At 44.0% G+C, this 22141-nt stretch carries 15 protein-coding genes; 13 read left to right on the top strand and 2 right to left on the bottom strand.

The annotated features are described in order from the left end of the window. Nucleotides 1-13 precede the first annotated feature (13 nt). The 4 genes from DQQ10_RS08065 (at nt 14) to DQQ10_RS08055 (ending at nt 3088) form a co-directional block, all read left to right on the top strand. Complete coding sequence (locus DQQ10_RS08065) at nt 14-1177, top strand: PepSY-associated TM helix domain-containing protein (protein WP_221409698.1); 1164 nt, start codon at nt 14-16, stop codon at nt 1175-1177. 2 nt (nt 1178-1179) lie between these two features. Further along, nucleotides 1180-1353, top strand: coding sequence for a hypothetical protein (locus tag DQQ10_RS27880; RefSeq protein ID WP_165823851.1), 174 nt, complete (start codon nt 1180-1182; stop codon nt 1351-1353). Between the two features lie 338 nt (nt 1354-1691). Further along, complete coding sequence (locus tag DQQ10_RS08060; RefSeq protein WP_245970322.1) at nt 1692-2486, top strand: metallophosphoesterase family protein; 795 nt, start codon at nt 1692-1694, stop codon at nt 2484-2486. Next, nucleotides 2486-3088 carry a hypothetical protein gene (locus DQQ10_RS08055; protein ID WP_112746345.1) on the top strand — a complete coding sequence of 201 codons (603 nt, stop codon included), beginning with the start codon at nt 2486-2488 and terminating at the stop codon, nt 3086-3088. Before DQQ10_RS08060 ends, DQQ10_RS08055 begins: the two co-directional genes overlap by 1 nt. 38 nt (nt 3089-3126) lie before the next feature. Here DQQ10_RS08055 and DQQ10_RS08050 read toward each other — a convergent pair whose 3' ends face one another. Then, nucleotides 3127-3768: a response regulator gene (locus tag DQQ10_RS08050; protein WP_112746344.1), complete on the bottom strand. Its 642-nt coding sequence runs from the start codon at nt 3766-3768 to the stop codon at nt 3127-3129. Continuing rightward, nucleotides 3758-5791, bottom strand: coding sequence for a tetratricopeptide repeat-containing sensor histidine kinase (locus DQQ10_RS08045; RefSeq protein WP_112746343.1), 2034 nt, complete (start codon nt 5789-5791; stop codon nt 3758-3760). The genes DQQ10_RS08050 and DQQ10_RS08045 overlap by 11 nt, the downstream gene beginning before the upstream one ends. A 176-nt stretch (nt 5792-5967) precedes the next feature. Here DQQ10_RS08045 and DQQ10_RS08040 point away from each other — a divergent pair, with 176 nt between their 5' ends. The 9 genes from DQQ10_RS08040 (at nt 5968) to DQQ10_RS08000 (ending at nt 22141) form a co-directional block, all read left to right on the top strand. Further along, nucleotides 5968-6450: a hypothetical protein gene (locus tag DQQ10_RS08040; protein WP_112746342.1), complete on the top strand. Its 483-nt coding sequence runs from the start codon at nt 5968-5970 to the stop codon at nt 6448-6450. A gap of 54 nt (nt 6451-6504) precedes the next feature. Further along, nucleotides 6505-7020 (top strand): outer membrane beta-barrel protein, encoded by a 516-nt coding sequence (locus DQQ10_RS08035; protein WP_112746341.1) that lies wholly within the window; start codon nt 6505-6507, stop codon nt 7018-7020. A 318-nt stretch (nt 7021-7338) separates the two neighbouring features. Continuing rightward, complete coding sequence (locus DQQ10_RS08030) at nt 7339-16089, top strand: glycine-rich domain-containing protein (protein WP_112746340.1); 8751 nt, start codon at nt 7339-7341, stop codon at nt 16087-16089. Between the two features lie 382 nt (nt 16090-16471). Continuing rightward, on the top strand, nt 16472-17203 hold the full coding sequence (locus DQQ10_RS08025; protein ID WP_112746339.1) for a LytR/AlgR family response regulator transcription factor: 732 nt from the start codon (nt 16472-16474) through the stop codon (nt 17201-17203). Nucleotides 17204-17482: 279 nt separating this feature from the next. Continuing rightward, entirely contained in the window at nt 17483-17788 is a 306-nt protein-coding gene (locus DQQ10_RS08020; protein WP_112746338.1) for a hypothetical protein, read from the top strand. 30 nt (nt 17789-17818) lie between these two features. Further along, nucleotides 17819-18433, top strand: a complete 615-nt coding sequence (locus DQQ10_RS08015; protein WP_112746337.1) for a DUF4255 domain-containing protein — start codon at nt 17819-17821, stop codon at nt 18431-18433. 1 nt (nt 18434) lies between these two features. Continuing rightward, nucleotides 18435-19559, top strand: a complete 1125-nt coding sequence (locus tag DQQ10_RS08010; RefSeq protein WP_112746336.1) for a hypothetical protein — start codon at nt 18435-18437, stop codon at nt 19557-19559. A gap of 30 nt (nt 19560-19589) precedes the next feature. After that, on the top strand, nt 19590-21671 hold the full coding sequence (locus DQQ10_RS08005; RefSeq protein WP_245970321.1) for a phage tail sheath C-terminal domain-containing protein: 2082 nt from the start codon (nt 19590-19592) through the stop codon (nt 21669-21671). A gap of 41 nt (nt 21672-21712) precedes the next feature. After that, nucleotides 21713-22141, top strand: coding sequence for a phage tail protein (locus tag DQQ10_RS08000; RefSeq protein ID WP_112746335.1), 429 nt, complete (start codon nt 21713-21715; stop codon nt 22139-22141).

Raw genomic sequence — 22141 nt, 5'->3', positions numbered from 1 at the left:
AAATACAATCGCTATGGGCATCTCCAAAAAATCTGTGCGGGCATGGTTTGAAGTTCATAAATGGACGAGTCTGATCTGTACGCTATTTCTATTGATGTTGTGTGTTACCGGGCTACCCTTGATTTTCTATGAAGAAATTAATCATCTTTCTGGAAACGAAGCCGAGGCACCTGTAATGGCGGAGGGTACACCGAAGATGAAAGTTGACGATGTGCTTGCCAAGGCGAAAGCAGTTCATCCTGATAACGTCATTCGTTATGTGTTCTGGGAAGAAGAACATCCGAACATCGTTACGGTAAGCATGGCTGACTCCATCGATTCACCACCTGATGTTGCAAACTTTGTGGCACTGGATGAGCGCACGGGTGAAGTGTTGAAACAACCCAAGTTCGATGAAGGATTCATGTACGTCATGTTCAAACTTCACGTTGATATGTTTGCGGGCATACCCGGTAAATTGTTTCTCGGTTTAATGGGAATTCTTTTTGTCGTAGCCATTGTATCAGGTATCATGTTGTATAGCCCGATTATGCGAAAGTATAATTTCGGTATGGTGCGTACAGAAAAATCAACACGTCTGAAATGGCTCGACATGCACAACATGCTTGGCGTAGTCACGCTGTCGTGGGCGCTCGTCGTTGGAGCCACCGGCGTGATTAACACACTTTCTGATATCGTGCTCGGGTTGTGGCAGGTAGGACAACTATCAGAAATGGTAGCACCTTATAAAAATGCAGCGCCGCTCACAGGCGAGTTAAGTGATTTGCAAGGTGCAATTGAAGTTTCTAAAAAGGCGGCACCGGAAATGCATGTTTCTATTGTGGCTTATCCAGGAACGCCGTTCACGAGCCAACACCACTATGCAGTGTTTATGCGCGGGAACACGCCGCTCACCGCACGACTGATTAAACCAGCTTTGATCGATGCAAAGAATGGATCGTTGACCGATATGCGCGACATGCCTTGGTATGTTAATGCGCTCTTTATCTCACAACCGCTTCACTTTGGAGATTATGGTGGTATGCCACTCAAAATCCTTTGGACAATTTTCGATATCGTGACCATTATTGTACTCGTCACGGGATTGTATCTTTGGATTGCGCGTCGTAAAGCGCAAGAAGCGCAGATTGCAAGAATGGAAGAGGAAGAAGAAGAACTTGAAACCGTTAATGCTTAGCTATGAATACATTTTTTCACATCTGGAAGTATCCAATCTTGTTGGCTTTGCTTACCATGTTCGGCCTGCTGGCAGCTTTGATCGGAACAGGAGTATGGCATGTGTTGTCGTGGATCACGTTAACCATTCCGGCTATTGTGTGCATTCGTTTTGGAATGTTTCCCAAGAATAAGTAATTGATAAATTTTATACTTTGTTGAGGCTGGGATTAAATATTCCCAGCCTTTTTTATTCGTGCAACTTTCAATTTTTTGCTCCCTTGCTCTTAACCGTAGTCGAACTTTCACATTATATACAGCAATAGTCATGTTTTGTCATGTATGTTATTGTTTCACTCTCTGCAATTTTACAATTAAAAAAAACGCAGTCAGTACGATCTTTTTTCTCGCTTTTCCGTTAATGACCAGTCTTCGCGCTAACATGAATAGCGGTATTTAGTCGGAAGCCTTTTTTCGATCGTAGTGGTGAATGGCAAATGATGATGATGATGATGAGAAAAATATTCTTTAAGGCAATGTCACAGAATAAGGTTGCAATCGTTGGAATAGTAGTTTTGCTAGGGGCTTGTTCGTTGTTTGAGTACCACCCCTATGAAACCAATGTTGCGTATCGGAATCTGAACGCAAAAGCCATCGAACGTATTGCCAAGAGCGTCAATGATAAAGATACCATCACGGTGATTTCCATTGGAGATTCTCAGCGGTTCTATGATGAATTAGAAGACTTTGTTCAAAGTGCCAATCAACAACGCGCAGATTTTGTGTTTCTCAACGGTGACATCACGGACTTCGGCATCAAGGACGAATACGAATGGATTCATGACATCATGAAGAAGTTAACAATTCCCTACGTCGCTGTGATCGGAAACCATGATCTGTCGGGAAATGGCGAGGAAATATTCGAGAAGATGTATGGACCGTTGAACAATTACTTTGTGGTGAATAGACATAAGTTCATTCTATTGAATACGAATGGCAGAGAGTATCACTTCAATAAAAAGATTCCAGATATTTCTTGGCTTCAAGAACAGTTGACGAGCAACGACACCTTTGATCATGCGACGGTCGTCTCACACATTCCGCCTTTTGATAGTGATTTTGATTTAAGTCTTGAACACGATTATGTAGCTGCGCTGCAGTCGAGTGAGAAAGTTAAGTTGTCACTGCATGCACATAAGCATACGTTTAAAGATACTATCCCATATAGCGATGGGATTCGGTATTTGGTGTCAACGAGCATGGATGAACGTATGTATTTGATCATTAAAATTTATGGTGATCAATATGAATACAAAAAAGTTTATTTCTGATGAAAAGATTGATTGTCGTGTTGGGGATGCTGTGTTGTATCACGTTCAATAGCGTGAGTCAGTCACTTAATCGTCGTTGGTATATGCCGGACTTTTTAACGGCACAGTATGCTGGTAGTATCGGATTTATTTCTGGTGGCGCCGGCTATGAAATTTTTCGAAAGAAAGCAGGCGTCGAATTGTTGGTTGGTGTTGTACCTGGCTTTATTGACAGCGCACCTTTGGAAACAATCAACCTTAAATTTACAGGATCGATCATCAATGTGAAAATTAACGAGGCCGTAACGTTAACCCCGCTTACAGCAGGATTGTTTTTCTGCTATACACCTGGTATTGAATATTCGTCGGATTTGCCGTCATGGTATCCCGAAGGATATTATTGGTGGAGTGAAGCGGTACGTGTCAATATTTTTATTGGTGGTCATGTTAGTGCGATGACAGATCGATTCGGAAGATCAAGGAAAGTACAAGCCTATTATGAAATCGGTACAAACGAAATCAAATTGGTAAGCTACATCCAAAATTCTGATGCGCTTACCGTGTGGAACATTCTTCACGCAGGAATAGGTGTTCGGTACTTTTTTTCTGATATCCACCGGTGATCTTTCATTTGTTATCAGTGAATGAAGATGCCAGTTGCTTACGACAGTAGCTTAAGTTGATGAGCGGTTTTGATAAGGCTTGCAACATTCTTTACGTCGAATTTCTGCATTAAATTTCTCCTATGCGTTTCAATGGTGAGTGGACTCACTTGAAGTTCTGCTGATATTTCATTGCTCGTGCGTCCATCGGCGATCATTTTTAAAATTTGTTGTTCACGCTTGGTGAGTGGTGGAACAGTGCGTAGGTCACTAGGCGACGGCTTGGAGATGATCGTTTTAATTTCTTCGCTGAACGTGATTTGACCATTCATCGCATCCGTAATGCAACGCATAATTTCTGAGGCTGATGCATTTTTCAAAAGGTAACCGTTTGCTCCGTTGGCTAGTAATTGCATTACCAGTGCGCGATCATTGTGGTTGCTGAAACCAAGGACCTTTGTGTTGGGTGAAAGTAATTTAATTCGTCGGCATAGCTCAACGCCGTTTGTATCGGGTAAGGTGATGTCGAGTAGAAGTACATCTATCGTGTTCCTTTGCTTCGCTACATACTCAATGAAATCGTGCCCGGTGTGAAATTCCAAGAGTTCTTTCAATTGGAAATGCGTGTGTAGGATTTTTCTCAATCCCTCAATCACTACGGGGTGATCGTCTAAAATCGCGATGGTAATGCTACTGTTCATGGCCGGTATAAATTTCAATGTTCACGGTAGTTCCCTGCGATGATGAGGCGATGTCGAGCTTCCCTTTGAGATATTCAACACGATTGCGAATACTTGTAAGTCCAATCCCTTTCCCCTGCGGACTGCCAATGTCGAAACCGCTTCCGTTGTCTTCTATGGTTAGGAAAAAAACATTTTCGTTCTGGCTACATTGTACAAGTACTTGCTTCGCGTGCGCATGGCGAAGTGCATTGGTGAGCAGTTCTTGTACGATTCGATAGGTGTGTACTTGTATTTCTTGTGGCAAAGCTTCGCTGACGGAGTACGATTGGAAAACGACCTGAGTGTCTACAGTGCTCATCAGGTCGCACATGTCTTTCAGCGATGATGTAAGGCCGACTTTTAACAATGACTCCGGCATCATGTTGCGTGCAATTCTTCGCAGCTCATTCGATGATACATCCAGTTGTTCAATTACTTTTTCGAGCTCTGTTGTTACAGGGGTTGGTCCGGTGACAATACGCGATAAATTAATTTTTATTCCAGCAAGACGACCGCCGAGTCCGTCGTGTAGATCAATTGCAAGTCGCTTTCGTTCCATTTCTTCTCCTTGCATGAGCGCGCGTGTCAATTGTATTTGTTGCTTTTGTTCAACGTCTTGAATTTGTTGTTGGTAATGCAGGTCCTTTTGCTGTGAGAGTCGTTTACTGTTTCTGTAGAGTGCGATGACAAAAAATCCAGAAGCTGAAAGGAACAGAATGATTGTGGCAAGTAACCAATTTAGCAATCGGCTGTTGCGTGATTCGAGTGATGCTTTTTCTTTTTCAGTTTGCAGCGTAGCGATCTGCTTCTGATTCTCCGACTCGCGATATTTCTTTTCAAGTTCGATTATATCCTTCTGAAACTTAGCTTCATAGAGACTGTCGCTTACGTTGATGTATCGGGTAGCCCAGAGGACAGCCTCTTTTGAATCGCCCAGCTTTGAATACGTTGTGAAGAGATCTTTGTAGTAGATTTTTTTGTCGGTAACAAAAACCATGGGACTTTTGATCAAATCTTTCAAGACGATCCCCGCTGCGTGATGTTCGTTTTTGTTCGATAGTGATTTAAACTTTGCGTATTTAAGACGATTCAATGAATTAAATGATTGCAATTTGGTAGCCAGCGCAATACCCTTGTCGAGTGTCGTGATCGCGAGATCGTACTGTTTAGTTTTATGGTAGGTTACGCCTCTAGCATGGTACAATGATAGATATAAGTTCGAAGTAGGATAGTCGTTCAAAATATTTTCTGCCTTGCTGAGCACAATATTAGCGGAGTCAGTTTGCTCAAGGTTTGCGTAATTTTCTCCAGCGACAATATACGTGTCCACCAGTTCAGTTAAACTGATCGGGTTGTCGTCGGATAGCCCTTCCGTTGTTTTGATCGCTTTTACTAAATAGGCGGATGCGTTTACGCGTTGGTTGGCATTCATGAATACGATGGCGATTGCCTTGTATGCTTTGCCAAGCACGGTGGCGTCTCCGGACTTAGCGGCATAAACAACTGCCTTTTGTGTAAACGCATCCATTGCAGCTTTTTCATCGCTTTTCATTTGTTGAATGATGCCATAATTATTCCACAGTATACCACGGAGTTTGTTTGATTCGGGATTTTCGAAGTGGCTGAGCATCGAGTCTGCGCGGAGAAGTTCCTTTTCCAACGCCACCATATCGCTAGACGCAAATTGTATGATCGCGTTGTAATAAACCGCGGCAGCATTGATAAACGGATAGCGCGCACCGAGTTCTCGTCCTTTGGTTAAGAAATGTTTGCTCTTGTCGATGTCGTTCACCCTTCTCATCAGGAGCGATAGACGTAGCCAAGTGTAGGCACGAACGCTATCGTTGGTACTTTGTGTTGCTTGCTTTTCAAGCGCTGTAATATAAGATCGTTCGTCGCCGAGTGAATAGATATTCTGCGCGGAACAAAGATGCCCCCAAAAGAACAGCGCACAGAACGCAGCGATAATTGATATTCGGAAATAGCGAGGAGGTGTGGTCATGTGAAATGCGAAAGAGCGAAATTTCTTTGGTAAGATAGAATTTATGCGAATTGAATCACGCGTGTGGGGGTAAAACTACTGGAAAACCATTAGAAAAAAACAGCGCTTTTTGATGATTGATCATGAACGATACGCAACCTTAGTTTGTGCATAAAGTCATAATTAAAAATGCACATATGAAAGCAATGTTAAGTTATTTACTATTGGTGGTCGTTACAATTTCAATGTTCGGTTGTGGAAGCGATGACGATGATTCACCAAATAGCGGCGGAGGTGAATTGGGAAGTTTCATCGGTCACCTACAGGTCTCAGATGATCCACAAACAGATTTGGGGTATGTGTTCAACGCGAAAGTAACGGTAACGAAAAGCGGATCGAAAGCTACCGTGAAAATTACGGGTGATCTTGGGTTTGATCGCGAATACACAGGAGATGTGAACACGCATGTTGGTGATATGTTTGACATGACGATTACGAAGCAGACAAAGCCTACTGAAAAGAATGCCGGCGATCGCCTTGTGATATCATCTAATAAGTTGACGGTCCAATTGGATGTGGCAAATGATAAAGTGCAAGTGAAGGAAAGTGCGGCTGCCACAACCGGGTTTGAGATTGTAGGGAAGCTTCAAATGATTGGTACGGATCTTCTCAGAGAGTAAATGCTATTCTAAAGCATTAATAATCATAAGTGAATCTAAATCTTAATAAAGTTTATGCGTAAAATATTTTTGATTGTCGTTCTCGCAATTTGCTGTTTACCGGCATTTGCTCAGGGTACGCTCGGTAAAGGTGGAAAGCAGATTAATGCAGGACTAGGCTTTTCGTCGTGGGGTGTTCCAATTTATGTCGGGATGGACTTCGGTGTGCATGAAGATATTTCCGTCGGACCGAAAATTTCTTACCGAAAGTATTCTGACAACTATGGGTTTGGAGATTACAGTCAGACGTTGGTTGTAGTGGCGGTGCAGGGAAATTATCATTTTAACAGACTGCTCAAACTTCCCGAGCAGTGGAATGTATACGCGGGACTATCACTTGGTTATTACACCTGGTCCGACGTGAAGTGGGATGGAGGATCATACGATTTCGGCGGAGAAGCGTCCGGCATAGGCTTCGATGTTCAGGTTGGTGCGCGTTACTTTTTCAATGAAAACTTTGGTGTTAATCTAGAATTAGGCGGCGGTACAGGCTCTGGCGGAAACGTTGGAATTACCTACAAGCTCCAGTAGATTCACTTAAGTATTGAGTGTAAGAAAAACTCGTGAATCGAAAGCTTTCACGAGTTTTTCAGTTTCTGAATGTCTAGCGAAATGTCTTATTGTAGAATATGTTACCCGTCTATCGACCAACGTTGTTAAAATTGAGTTGAATTCTCGTTTTGAAGCGACCATTCTCCTTAAGCACGGCCACACGGAATTTCTCAACCGCTTTCCCAAAGTAAAAACGTATCGTGTACAACTTCATCGTGTCTCTAAATAATTCACGGGAGAAATCATTCTTAGATTTGTGACGCCCATCCAAAATTAGAATTGGATTTTTTACTGTCTATGAAAACAACAATTGGCTTTGCCCTAAGCACAGCATTAGGACTACTATGCTCTTTGCAAGTTTTTTCGCAAACAACAACCTCCCAAACATTAACGACAGGTAGCTGGGTTGCACCAACAGGTGTGACGAGAATCACTGTGCAAGCGTGGGGAGGCGGTGGTTCAGGCGGCGGTAGTACCGCGAACAATAGCCTCGGTGGTGGCGGTGGCGCTGGCGGAGCGTACGCTTCTTCGAGTTTGACCGTTGTGCCCGCTACAAGTTATCCATTTTTAGTTGGCGTAGCGCGTACGGGTACACAAGCCGCAGGCGTGGAAGGAAATCCTTCGTGGTTTGGTTCTGTAAACACCGTGTATGCCGAAGGAGGCGCGGGTGGAGGAGAGCCGAACGGCGCACTTGGAACGCTTGGCGGGATCGGATCTTCTAGTGCAAGTATTGGAAACATAACGGTGCAAGCTGGTGGAAGCGGAGGTTTAGGGACAGCGCTCACAGGAGGCAACGGTGGGGCTGGGGGTAACGGCGGTGGTGCTGGTGGTACGGCGCGTGCTTCTGGCGGCGATGGAAATGATGGAGCTGCTCCCGGCGGCGGTGGTGGTGGTGCATATGTGAACAGCAACACGAATAGAAATGGTGGCGATGGTGCAGCGGGGCGTATCACGTTAACTTGGGTTGTGCCGCCTACGGTAACGAATCTTTCGCCAAATAGAATGTGTGACGGAACAAGTGCAAATATCAACATCACAGGAACAAATTTTACAGGTGCATCAACAGTAACGTTCAATGGCGTATCTGTACCATTTGTTGTGAATAGTGCAACGTCTATTACAGCTACTGTGCCAGCAACGGGTATTTCAACAGGTAACGTTGTTGTTACAAACGGCGGAAACTTTAGCACGAGTACAGCAACTTTCACCGTTGCTGCTGCGGCAAGTGGACCAGGCGCAATCACAGGACTCTCATCAACATGTCCAGGTATCACGGGACTTACTTACAGCGTTGCAGCAGTGGCTGGAGCAACAACCTATACATGGACAGTGCCAACAGGTTGGACTATTACAGCAGGGCAAAATACAACATCAATAACAGCAACAGCTGGTGCACAAGGACAGAACGGAGAGATTTCTGTAATCACAAACAATACGTGTACACCTTCCAAGCTTCCTGTTTTTGTGTCTTGTAATACATGGTACTCTTATCAAAGCGGTGATTACAACGACTTCAACACATGGACACTCGATCCATCAGGATCAACATTCGATAATCCATTCAACGTTTTCCCAACAGCATTTGAAGAGATCGTGATCTTGAACGGCTTTACCGTAAACGTCAATGTCTCGAATCAAAATTTATCAACAACAACTATTCAAGGTGGTGGTATCCTCGATATGACGACAACAACGGGACACAATCTCGGGGTTATTACTGGAACAGGCTTGATGCGTATCAAAGGCGTCAATCTTCCTACTGGTACATATACAGATTTCGTATCAACGCTTGGCGGTACTATCGAATATTATGACATCGGCGGAAATCTGCCGACAACACAAACGACGACTTACAACAAACTTAAGATGACGAATAGTACTGGGGGTAATATCACCTATGTACTTGTGAGTAATTTGGTAGTGAACAATACATTTGATTTGTCTACGACTGGCGCAGGTACTGTCACATGGCAGATCAACAGCAATGCTAACGCGCAGCGCACGGTTACGTTGAACGGAAATCTAAATGTAGCGAGTGGTGGAAGGATCACTGCAGGAACCGGTAATTCGACTTCGACGACGCCGCATAGTTTGACGGTGTATGGAAACATCGTGAACAATGGTATTATCCAGTTTTTTGATCCGACACAAGCTCCTTTTACTAGTGCGTATACTTCATCAACAGTTTTGAATTCAGTATTAAAAGGAAATGCTGTAAACGTAACGTTCAGTGGTGCAAATGATCAGACTGTTGCCTGTAACAATGCGACGTATTTTTATCGTTTGATTGTAGATAAGGGAACTGGTCAACAAGCTATGCTGACGATCAATTCATCGGCAGCATCGAACATGCGTCTCTTTGGACCTGCCAATCGATACAGCACTGGTACGAGTTCGACAAGCTACTCTAACTGTGCACTCTCGCTTATTAACGGCACACTTCAATTGACAGGAACGTTAGCCATTCCAACGCTTATCGAAAACGGAACAGCTGGGTTGGGTACAGATCTTTATACAATTCCTCAAAATGCTGCATTGTGGTTGAATAGTCCAAATGTCAGCGTCACACTTACGACAAACATTTCAAATAATAATGAAGATCAACGGTTACTTGCGAACGGTTTATTTAGAGTTTCTAATGGTGCGACATTCGATGGTGGATTTTCAAGGGGGATTGGCTCAGCGGCTGGCGGAAGTGTAATTGTTGAAGGTACAAATACGGTGGTGAAAATATGGCAGTATAGACCGATCGCTACAGGGACAGGTATTTTTACATATCAGCAAACTGGTGGTACTGTTAGTGTAGGAACAACAGGTTTCAATGGTACACCGGCAACGGCTGGCCCTGATGATGGTGTTGGTGGATTTACCGATCAGTATGCGCGTTTTTCGCTGGGAAATACAAACTCGTCGTTTCAAATGTCAGGTGGTACGATCAACATTGGTTCACCTACAACGGGTGCTGCTGGTGGCGGTGCATTAGCAGGAGGACTTGATATCCAAAGTACCCCTGCAAACTTCAACGTTACTGGCGGAACGATTAACGTTTATGTTCCGCGCAATACATCGCCGACAGCGCCAAGTACAAACCCAAGTCCATTGAGTGGTTCTAATCACTTTACAATTTACTCAACAGCGCCGCTTGGAAATATAAATATCTACCGTGAAGGAACGACTGATAACAGACAAGCGATTTTGAACAGCGCGCTTGTTGTGTTAGGAAATGTTTTCATCGACGGTACCAATACGCCCATCGTGAATTGCAACAGTAAGAATGTAACGATTGGCGGCAATCTTACAATTAGTAATGGTGCAACATTTACACCCGGTACGAGCGTCATCACATTCAATGGTACTGGCGCGCAAGCACTGACCAACAACGGAAACATCTCTACTTTAGCGAATACAACAGTTGTTGTGAATAAAGCAGCAGGTTCAGTTCTAACGTTAGGTGGTACGACAAGTCCGGTACTTCCTGCTACGTTAAATTCATTGACGCTTACCTCAGGAACGCTTGCGGATGGTGGCACGACGGTTACCGTAACAACCAATCTTACAAACAATGCGATCCACACCTCTACAGGAACGGGTAGCATTACTTATACAGGAACGAATGCGATTGGCGGAGCCAACGGTGTGTTTGGTAATTTGACGATTAGCACGAACAACACTGTCGCGACGTCGGGCGCACAAACTGTTACAGGTATATTGCGTCTCTTAAACACAAACACGACATTAAATATCGCATCGCATAACCTGACGGTGTTAGGTAATATTTACAGTGATGCTGGAACGAGTACAGTATTCGGTAATACAAAAAGAATTTTAACGAGCGGGTTGCATAATGCTGGCGGTCTTACGCGTCAAGGCATCGCAGGAGATTTATTATTCCCTGTTGGATCAGGCACCCTGTACACGCCAAGTACGATCAATGTGGCGGCGACGACGCAGGGAGCATTAACGGTAAGACCTGTCAATAGTGAGCATCCTAACGTAGCCACTACTGGCCAGAGCGTTCAGTACTACTGGCGTGTGTCGAGTGTTGGGTACACGGGCATTACGTCTGTGACGCATTCACTATATGATTATAGCACGGCGACAGAAGGTAATGGATCTGCAAACTATAGGCAAGCACGCTTCGACAGAACATCGAATACTTGGGGATACAACAATACAACGACATTCAATGCAACGGCATCTCCACCAATCCCTACTTTCAATACGGGTACTGGGTGGACAATTGTTGGTGATCGTTTGGATGGAGAATACACAGCGGGTAACGCAATAGCGTTCGATGTGATCAAGGTTTATTACAGTAAGGCAAGTGGACCTTGGAGTGCGCTTTCGACCTGGACGAATACGCCTGGACACGTGGGGCCAGACGCAACGACAGCGCCATGTTCAAGTTGCCCGGTAATTGTTGGTGATGGTATTTCCAATAGCCACACCGTTACAATGGACAACCACAACCTTGGTTCAGGCTCATTAGAAATTAATACAGGTTCAACAATAGATTGCGCGGAAAAGACCGGGCTTAACTTCGGTGCGGGTAGCGGCGGCGTTGTTTCCGGTAGAGGTACGTTGAGAATCGGAACACCGAATTTTCCTGCTGGTGATTTTACAAACTTCATCGGTGCGGCAGGTGGAACTGTAGAATGGTACGCGTTTATGAACAATGGTTCATTAAGAGGAGTGCTTACATCTACCTCGGGAGCTGTGTCGGGGATGACAACAGGTATCTACACCAATGTTCAGGCCTCTGCAACAAGTGGTGTAGGAACAGCTGCACGTTTTACGGTCGTGGTGGGTGCTGCCAATACCATTACTTCCGTAACCGTAACACAACCAGGACGAGATTATGCTGCAACAAACACCGTTACTTTTAATGGTTCATTATTTGGCGGGACTGGTAGTCGTGTGTTTACGATCGGTGCAACTAACGTCGCGTATGAAATTCCATCGGTAGGGCCGCTGCCGCAGTCAATCAATTTGACATCATATTATAACCTGGCAGTAAATCCTGATGGGGCGTACACAATATTCCTCCCTAAAACTAATTTGACCGTCTACAACAACTGGACTCAGTTAGGAACAGGGACGACGACCAATAGTGGGGCATTTACGACTTCCATCGCGAACAACTTCACAATTTCGTCAGGTACGCTCACATTAACCAACCTCGGCAACAATTCGATGACGGTGGGTGCAAATGTGCTCAACGACGGAACTTTCAACGCGACAAGTGGTACGCATGGATTATCTGTCGTTGGCAACTTCACAAACAATGGAACCGTTAATTTTAATAACGCAGGTACTATTGCGCTTACGTTTACAGGGACGAGCAACACATCATTAACAGGTACAGGTGCGGGAGGAACGACCTTAGCAACACTCGTTGTTAATAAGGGTACTTCGCAGACACCAATACTCACTGTGGACGTTGGTGGAACTGTTACGGCGGCAAACTCAGGATGGCTTACGCTGACATCCGGTACGATCTTTTTCAACAATACGCAGACCTATACTTTGGTTTCTTCCGCAAACACATTTACGATCCCGGCCGCGGCGAGACTTCATGTTGGCCAAGGCACGGTAAACGTGGTGACCAACGCCAGTGATGCAGCCGACTTATTGTTAATCGGAACACTGGCAGTGTCAGATAATGGAACGGTTACCATTGCTGGTGGTACAAGTGGTAACGACATCGAGTATGCTTCGGCGGGAACGCCAACCATCAGTGTTGCTGGGAATGGTATCTTAAATGTGAATGGATCGATTAGGAGATCGACTACTACTATTACGGGCGCGTTAGTCTATAACCAGGCCGGTGGCGTCGTCACCGTCGCTGGCAGAAATGCAAATAATACGCGTGGTGTTTTTGAAATCGATGCGAATGCCGGTAGCAATTTTACAATGACAGGAAACAGCGTGTTGAATGTTCAACGTCAAACAGGTGGAACAGGATATGCTGACGTGTTTATTAATCCAATGACAAGTACTGTAGCTTCTAGCAGTACAATCACCGTAGGATTAGCAACGAATGTTACGCAGGCAACGCTTAGAATAAACATTGCGCCAGCCATTGGTAATCTTACTATCTTGAATGGAGCAGGTACAAATCCGCAGACTGTGAGAATGTACTCTAATCCGCTTGTGGTGAAGGGAAATCTTACAATTCCAACACCTTCTGTTTTGATCACTAATTCGCTCGATGTTTCGATAGCAGGAAATTTAATTTGCGACGGAACGTACACAGGCGGTACTAATAATACAACGTTCAATGGTAGTGGTGCTCAAACAGGGCAGCTTTCGGCAACGAGCACGTTTTATGATTTTACTGTAAATAAAGCTACAGGCACTACGTTGACGCTTTCTGGTACCTCACCAACATTACAAAACTTGTATATTCTTTCCGGTGTTTTAGATGTGGGTACGCTTGCGTTGGATGTTCGCAGAAATATCACCAACAACAGCGAACAGGTTGGAGACGGCTCAATTTTAATTTATTCAACAACGCCATTAAGTAATACCATTACGAGCGCGAACGGTTCGTTTACAAATATTACGTTAGGCGGTAACGCTGCTTCTAAATCGATTACTGTAAACGGTAACACGACAATTAAAGGCGTGTTGACTTTCCCGGCAGGGTTGACTAGATTTTTTAATATCCAGTCTAACCTGCTCACTTTCGATGTAAATGCTAGTGTAGCAAACGCGACTTCGTTTGGTTATGTTAGAACGAATGGAGTAGCTGGTGATTTAGGAGTAGAAAAAAACTGGGCTACTGGAGCCGCGCAAACATTTACATATGAAATCGGTGCATCCACCAATTATACTCCGGTGTCTTACACATTAGATGTGGCGACAGCAGGTACTTTATCTGTTGCACCCGTGAATAGTGCTCACCCAACGTACAACCAAAACAGCCCTGAACAAATTTTGAGATTCTATTGGGTTGTATCACGTGGCAGTACGTTAGATGCGACGGCAAGTGGTCCACATATTTACAAATACCCATCAAGCTTGATTGGTGGATCCGGGGGAACGCTTGTAGCGGGTTACCTTGATGGTAATGCAGATCCGCTCGGATGGACAACTTCCGGACATGGTGGATCTGCTGTGCTTACACAAATGACGTTTGCTGCAACACCATCGACAAATTTACCATCACCGGGGAACTATTATGATTATTCGGTAGGTACAGCCAATACGTTGCCTAATCCAATTCTGCCGTTGTATAGTAGATTGGCGACGGCCTCAGTAGCGAATACTGCGGTCGGTGGAAACTGGACCGCTGCGACAGCGTGGACTGCCGATCCTACAGGTATGGGCGCAATTTCGTCTTTCGTTCCGAATGGTGTTCCTGTTGTAATCCTTAGTGGTGCACGAATCAACACCAATTCAAATGGAAGACGCGCGTATCGTACCGTGATCAATGGCTTACTCAACAACGATGCAAGAACCGGTCATAACTTCGGTATTATCAGCGGTACTGGAACTTTCAGAACAGCGACGAATACTTTCCCTGCTGGTAATTATACTGCATTCGTTAATGCTGGTGGTGGTACAATAGAATATGTAGCACCAATGACAATGAACAATCGCGCGGTGTATAACAACCTAAGTATCTACTCGGGTTCATCAGGTGATGTTACGATGACGGCATCGGATATCACACTAAACGGAAACTTGATAATACCAGTAGGCACTACGTTAACTAACGCTGCCAATGATGCCGATATCACGATTTCAGGAAATTGGAATAATAATGGAACTTTCGTTCAAGGCTCCGCTACGGTCACTTTTGCAGGCGCAAATAACCAAACTGTGCAAGGAACAAATGCATTCCATAATCTTACTATTGATAAGACATCAGGCAATGTTACACTCGGCACTGGAACGACAACGATAGATAACACGCTTACATTGACTTCAGGCAATGTGGTAGCATCGTCGACGAACGTATTACAAGTCGGTACAGCCAACATTGTTGGAGGGTCAGCAAATAGTTTCGTTGCGGGTCCGATGACGAAGTCTGTCTCTGCCTCGAGTACTTTCCAAGCACCACTCGGAAGTGTGTCCGCTGCGCGCTACCGTCCGGCGACAATTGCAAATGCGGATGCTACCGATGTATGGAGTTTTGAATATGTCGGAAAAGATCCAACAACAGATGGTTATCCGAACGCTTCGTTAAATACAGTAAACATTGGAACAGTTAGTAAATTCGAGTACTGGCAGATCTCTCGTAGCGGAGCAACGATGGCTGACCTTACGCTCACATACAATACCGGAAGTTATGTTCCTTCTGATATCGGTGTTGTCGAGAATTTAAGAGTCGCGAGATGGAATGGAACACAATGGGATCTCCCGCCGACAGATGGTGGAACGTTCTCGCAATCAGGATCGAATGTAGCGGGTTCTGTTACCGTTACGCGAATGACAAACTTTAGTCCGCAAACATTGGCGTCGACTGATGTTGGCAGTCCATTGCCAGTGGAACTCGTTTCTTTTACAGGAAGATTAATTTCTATCGGTGCTGAATTGAAATGGAAAACAGCATCGGAAGTTGACAACGATTACTTTGATGTTGAGAAATCGGTTGATGGAAGGATATTCAAGAAGATTGCGCAAATTGACGGTTCTGGAACGTCTAACGTAGCACACAATTATGCTTACGTTGATGAAGACCTATCAACCGGAAAAACTTATTACAGATTGAAGCAGGTTAACTTCAACGGTGAAAGTACCTATTCAAGCGTTGTTGTTGTCGAATACCTTCGTGAAGGGCCAGTGACATTATCTGTTTATCCTAATCCAACAATGGGTAACGTAGTAACAATTGCATTCGAAGGTCTTTCTGGTGTGAAAGAAATGCCGGTGATATTTTACGACCAACTCGGCAAAGTTCAGAAAATAATTTCGATGCTAGTGGACGATCGTACAGGCACAGCGCGTGCTGAAGTGTCGATCGATAATTTGACAAGCGGAGTTTATATTTTGAAATTTGAGAATACGAGGTTCGTTCAAAAATTGATTGTAACAAAATAGATTGCTGGAGACATGATGAAGAGCGAGGCATCAGATTGGTGTCTCGCTTTTTTATTTTGCAACGTTTAGGAAGTCGCGATCAGACCAATACGCAGACAGACTCACATCATTAGCGACCAATAACCGAATTGCTGCGTGGATCGTATTTTAGATTGAGTGTTTCTTATTAGATTGAGTGTTTCTTATCGCTAAACAAACAGTACGTTTTTTACATAGGAAAAATACCCGTAGACAACTCGCGAATCATTTCTAGTTTAGCATGCTATCTTGATTGAATCACGTCTACACGGGATGTATTAGTATACCTTATTTTTCAGGTAAGATTGATGGTGATATTTTTCAAAGTATGCAAAGATGTCTCAATTGAAAACCACTGTTACGGATGATTATCGATTCTATCATCATCGATCAAGAACAATCACAGAGCACTTACCTGAAAAAGTGTTTGCTGGAGAAATTTCCGGAGATAAGCATTCGCGGAGAAGCGTCGACATATTCGGAAGCGAATAAACTTATCAATGCAATTAATCCTGCACTGGTTTTCTTTAACATCAATGCTTTCAAAAATGAATCATTCAGAACACTTCATGATAAAAAGACAGGATGTTTCGAATTGATTTACATATCAGAACGCCCAGAAGATGCGATCAATGCGATTCGCCAAAATGCCTGCGGATTCATTCTAAAGCCATTCAATTTTACAGACATCGTTTTATCTGTTGCCAGTGCAATCAAAAAAATGACTGAAAAGATTTCACCAGTGGAGAACTTGTCGGGGAATACACTGCCGCATACGAAACTTATTGGTATCCCTACCTTCGAGAGCATGGAGTTTATCTACGCACATGAAATAATTCGTTGTGAAGGATTGCAAAAATGTACGAATATTTTGTCTACACGACGCGGCAGTCTTGTCAGCGCGTATAACATTGGAGAATTCCGAAAGCTACTTGATCAATCTGGTTTTTTTCTTTGCCATAAATCTCATCTGATCAATCTCATGCATGTGAGGAGATTAACCCGCGATGGATTTATCGTTCTTAGTGATCATACTACCGTTCCGCTTGCCAGAAGGAAACGTCCGGAATTTCTTGAGTTGATGACTCATCTATAATGCTGCTTTCTGCGGCGCTACTCTTTTAGCGGTTTATACTACTTGCTACACTAATAATTGGGCGCTTAAGATTTTTCTACGCTATTGACGGATGTCATCTGGGCTTTGCTGCCTTGTGCATCATCGTACTCGGCTAAAAACGTGTTGGCTACGCGATCAGAAGCATAGCCGTTAATTCCGATAATACCACCGATCGTTCTAAATGTGTTGACGGAAGTCAGATACCTATTGAATCACTTTGTCGATCAGTCTAACATTGAGTCATCATGAGCACGCAACATGAATGGCGCCATCAAGGAAATTATTATCACCGCGCAGCATCAACAAGTCGCTTTAGATTATGAGAATCTAAGCACTGATGTGATCGTGCGGTTTGAAAATGGCGACCAGTATGCAGCAACGTTCTATTCTTCTAAAAGTATGGAGCGACTCGTGAATGCGATGGACGAAGGAGGTGAAGGAGTAGCGCAATATGAACTTCTGCAAGGTGTACTGGTGAAGAACTTTGAGGAAAAAAAACTTTACGCCCTCGTCGACGACATGTTAGCAGAAGGTGATTTTCAATTGATATTTAAAAAACTCTGATGGTATCGTTCAACAATTAAAAGTAATGTAATGGTTGATCAAGCATTGAACTTTTTGTCGTCTGAACTTAACGTATTTATTGGTAATAAAGATTATCACTACCGTGGATTGGAAGTGGCGATGGTCTCGGATCTTGTCGATGAGAAAGGAGAGCTAACGTTCAAGAAGCGGATGAATGCTACTACCACCGGTGACTTTCTAATAATCACTTTGATCAACGTGGAAGAAGAAGTTATTGGTAAGAGTCAGCTTCCTTATTTGAAACATCCCAATCAAAGCTTCGATGTGTTAAATCCTGAAGTTAAGGTGAATCTGTATATGCTTGTTACGGCGGTGTCGACAAAAGCTGAAACTGAACGCTATACCAATGCGCTCAAGGTTCTCTCATATGCGATCGGATTCTTTCAGTACAAAAATGTTTTTGATCGCGTGAATTCGCCCGTTCTCCCGGAGGGTATTGGTAAGCTTATCGTTGAGTTGGTGAGTCCGACGTTTGAGCAACAGAATCATATTTGGGGCGGGATGGGTGCGAAGTATATGCCTTCAGTTTTGTATAAGATCCGTTTGCTCACCTATCGCGAGCGAATGGAAACATCAGGCGCTGCTACTGTTCGGAAAATTAAGGCAACGATAAACGGTAATTAACATGAGGTGCTACTACGAACCAGTATTTCAGGTGAAAGCCTTTCATTCTTTTTTTAAGGACACAAGCTGTACGGCACTTTCATTCGAACCTACTGCTTCGTGCCAAGGGATTCTTGATGAGTTTAGACTGATTTTTAAAAATTCAACAACGGGGTTTGGTATTGTGGGAGAGAAGCGCAACATCGGAACGGAAGCTTTGCCGATCCTTGTTCCCGCCATCGATATCCCTGTCGGTACGCAATTCTATTTTCTTGTGAAAGCACTTCGTCCGGATTTTTTGAATATCACGGATGCGGTGATGAGTGGATTTGCTGGTGGAAAAAAATTCTTTGCTCGGAATACACTGGCAACACCAATTGTAGTTCAACCAAATTTGGCGACGCTGAAGATACATGATAGTACACCGGTGGTGGAAACACTGACTATTGACAGCGTAGATTTTAATGCGCCGATACAAGTGGCGGAGAACCCCTATAAACTTGTTCTACGCGATACAGATAATACTATCGTAGCGGAAAAAGTGGTTCCAAGAAATAGTGCAAATGAAATTTATGCAAATCGACTACCAATTGGCGGCCCACTGAAAGAAGGTGTCTATCGCCTTGAGCAAGTGAATGCGGCAAACGCAATCACGTCTTCGGTTCGATACTTTCTAACGTCACCGTCGCAGGCGATGACAAGCATTGGTGTGATCATGATTGATTACAATGCGAATCTTGTTCCTCACGTCGATAAGGAGATTCGACTTGAGATGATTTTTGCGAGCCGGAAAATTCGATGGATATATCAAGTAGAGATAGAGAAGTATTTAGATCCTGCGGAGGCGGGGTTTACGCACAATCCGGCATCGTTGTTTTTAAATAATGCGGCGAACAACGTTCCCTCTGTTTCGTCGGCATTTACAAAGACCATTGTTCCATCGGCGGATCCGTTAGGAAATGATAAGGTTAGATGGCGTTCTAATAATTACATCACGCTTCGGGAGACACCTTATTTGAACGTCCGACTTATCGAAAATGGTGTAAGTGATCCCATTATTTCGCACATGCCTAATCCAGATCCTATCGGTATGCGAGACGATGGCGGCGGCAATTATGAAGTACAAGTATTTCTAAAAATTAAATAGACAAAAAAAGAAACTCTAAAAACGATTCATATGGCATACAGCACTCCGGGAGTTTACGTGGTCGAGAAATCACTCTTCCCTCCATCCGTAGCACAAGTAGAAACAGCAGTACCCGCGTTTATTGGGTATACCGAAAAGGCCTTTGACAAGAAAGAAGCAGATCTTGAATTAGTGCCGAAGAAAATCGAATCGCTTCTTGAATACGAAAAATACTTCGGACGTGGCCCTGTGAAAAAGGTTAACAGTATCGACTTGGGACTTGATAACACAGTCTCATCGGTTGATATCCCACAATACTATTACATGTACGATGCCATCAGATTATTTTATGCAAATGGTGGCGGGAAATGTTACATCATCTCCATTGGGGCTTACGATGCAAATGGAAATATGACGCGCACCGATTTTGAAGATGGACTGGAGGAACTGAAGAAGAAAGACGAACCAACCTTGATTCTTTTTCCGGATGCGGTGAAGTTGACAACGGAAACGGATCTGTACGAATTGCAAAAGCAGGCGTTGAGCCAATGCAATGAACTGCAGGATAGATTTGGAATATTTGACACGTACTACGATGGTGTAGATAAGGCAACGTTCGATGCTTCTATTGAAAATCTGCGAAGCAACATCGGCGTGAATAATTTAAAGTATGGTGCTGTGTATGCGCCGTGGATCAAGTCGCAGCTGCCACGTGATTTCACATACGCTGACTTCCATGATAAGCTAACAAAACTTGGGGCTCCCATTAAGCTTTCTAGTATCACAAGTACAACGGATGCTGCAATCAAAGGGCTCATCGAGGATTATGACTTCTTACTCACAGACCGTAAGCGGATTAATGACAATATCGAAGTCTATGTTGGTAACGTGACCGGCGATGTGACAAATCTCCCAGGAAACCTGGCGTTGGTGTTAAAGAATTACGAAGGAGATCTCAATGATTTTAAACTAGAGGTGAATGTGCCTGTACCTGTGCTTGCTGATGTGCAAACAGCTTATCAAGCGCTTATCGATCGTGCATATGAATTGATTGAGTTGCTGGACACTCTTTTGGAGACAACCAATATTGTAACAGAGGACTTGAACAATGATGTATTTTCGAAAGTAACATCGTTTGCTGCAAATCCAGCATTCACGACACTTGTTACGCTTGATAACACAATCGACAGCGCGTCGGGATATATTGGAACCAATACAAATTACACGCGAAAGTCAGATACAACACTTCTTGCCGATATTACGATAGTCAGTGCGTGGGTAAACACTGCATTGCGGTTGGCGCTTAATGTTGCTGCGACGGATCCGTTGTTATTCCATCACAACGTAAGCCCAGCGACGTTGACAACGCAACAGCGGATTGATAACATGTCGTTGTCTGAGCCAGCCATTACGAAAGCGTTATTGGCTGCATTCGAAGTACTGAAGACCACCGTCGATTCGGTTAACAATGCTATCAAAACGAAAGAAGATTCCTTATACAACGCTTATTTGATCTATAAGAACATTCGTGATTACGTTAATAAAGAGCTCACGCTATTGCCGCCTAGCGGTGCCGTTGCGGGCATCTATGCGTACGTTGATGCGAATAGAGGCGTGTGGAAAGCACCTGCGAATGTTTCGTTAGCGAATGTGTTAGCGCCATCCATCGGTCTTACAGATAAAGATCAGGAAACACTCAACATCGATGTGAATAGCGGAAAGTCTGTGAACGCCATCCGATACTTTACGGGTAAGGGTAATCTTGTTTGGGGAGCACGTACGTTAGCCGGTAATGACAATGAATGGCGATATGTTTCCGTTCGACGGTTCTTTAACATGGTGGAGGAGTCGGTGAAGAAGTCTACGTCATGGGCGGTGTTCGAACCCAACGATGCCGGAACGTGGATTAAAGTGAAAGGTATGATCGATAATTTTCTTGCGCTTCAGTGGCGAAACGGCGCGTTGCAAGGTGCAAAACCAGCAGAGGCTTACTATGTCAAAATCGGCCTCGGCGAAACGATGACAAGCCTTGATATCCTTGAAGGAAGAATGAATGTCGAAATAGGGATGGCCGTTGTGCGACCTGCGGAGTTCATTGTACTGACCTTCTCACACATGCTTGCAACATCATAAGCGATCAACATCAATTTAATTAACCATAAAAGAAAATATTTATGAGCTATCCTCTTCCTTCCTTTCACTTTACTGTTCACTGGGGTGGAGCCAATATTGGTTTCTCTGAAGTGAGTGGACTCAATATCGAGAACCAAGTGATCGAATATCGCGATGGCGCTAGTCTGGAATACTCTATGCGCAAAATGCCTGGACTGCAGAAGTTCGGGAACATCACCATGAAACGAGGTATTATGAAAGGTGATAATGAGTATCACAAATGGCTAGATACCATTAAGATGAACACCATCGAACGACGCGACATCACCATTAGTTTACGCGACGAAGGTGGTAATCCCGTAATGACATGGCGCGCAAAGAATGCTTTCCCCGTAAAACTTGAAGGTGCATCCTTGAAAGCTTCCGGCAATGAAGTAGCGATTGAATCGATGGAAGTAGCACATGAAGGTCTAACAGTTGAAAACGGATAA

Origin of the sequence: Pseudochryseolinea flava, from assembly GCF_003286915.1 — a bacterium.
In the GTDB taxonomy this organism is placed as follows: Bacteria; Bacteroidota; Bacteroidia; order Cytophagales; family Cyclobacteriaceae; genus Ohtaekwangia; species Ohtaekwangia flava.
Note: the sequence above shows the minus strand (reverse complement) of the source record. Positions and strands in the feature narration are given on the sequence as shown.

Coding starts and splice junctions, on each gene's coding strand:
- DQQ10_RS08065 (WP_221409698.1), top strand. CDS start 14: ATGGGCATCTCCAAAAAATCTGTGCGGGCATGGTTTGAAGTTCATAAA.
- DQQ10_RS27880 (WP_165823851.1), top strand. CDS start 1,180: ATGAATACATTTTTTCACATCTGGAAGTATCCAATCTTGTTGGCTTTG.
- DQQ10_RS08060 (WP_245970322.1), top strand. CDS start 1,692: ATGTCACAGAATAAGGTTGCAATCGTTGGAATAGTAGTTTTGCTAGGG.
- DQQ10_RS08055 (WP_112746345.1), top strand. CDS start 2,486: ATGAAAAGATTGATTGTCGTGTTGGGGATGCTGTGTTGTATCACGTTC.
- DQQ10_RS08050 (WP_112746344.1), bottom strand. CDS start 3,768: ATGAACAGTAGCATTACCATCGCGATTTTAGACGATCACCCCGTAGTG.
- DQQ10_RS08045 (WP_112746343.1), bottom strand. CDS start 5,791: ATGACCACACCTCCTCGCTATTTCCGAATATCAATTATCGCTGCGTTC.
- DQQ10_RS08040 (WP_112746342.1), top strand. CDS start 5,968: ATGAAAGCAATGTTAAGTTATTTACTATTGGTGGTCGTTACAATTTCA.
- DQQ10_RS08035 (WP_112746341.1), top strand. CDS start 6,505: ATGCGTAAAATATTTTTGATTGTCGTTCTCGCAATTTGCTGTTTACCG.
- DQQ10_RS08030 (WP_112746340.1), top strand. CDS start 7,339: ATGAAAACAACAATTGGCTTTGCCCTAAGCACAGCATTAGGACTACTA.
- DQQ10_RS08025 (WP_112746339.1), top strand. CDS start 16,472: ATGATTATCGATTCTATCATCATCGATCAAGAACAATCACAGAGCACT.
- DQQ10_RS08020 (WP_112746338.1), top strand. CDS start 17,483: ATGAATGGCGCCATCAAGGAAATTATTATCACCGCGCAGCATCAACAA.
- DQQ10_RS08015 (WP_112746337.1), top strand. CDS start 17,819: ATGGTTGATCAAGCATTGAACTTTTTGTCGTCTGAACTTAACGTATTT.
- DQQ10_RS08010 (WP_112746336.1), top strand. CDS start 18,435: ATGAGGTGCTACTACGAACCAGTATTTCAGGTGAAAGCCTTTCATTCT.
- DQQ10_RS08005 (WP_245970321.1), top strand. CDS start 19,590: ATGGCATACAGCACTCCGGGAGTTTACGTGGTCGAGAAATCACTCTTC.
- DQQ10_RS08000 (WP_112746335.1), top strand. CDS start 21,713: ATGAGCTATCCTCTTCCTTCCTTTCACTTTACTGTTCACTGGGGTGGA.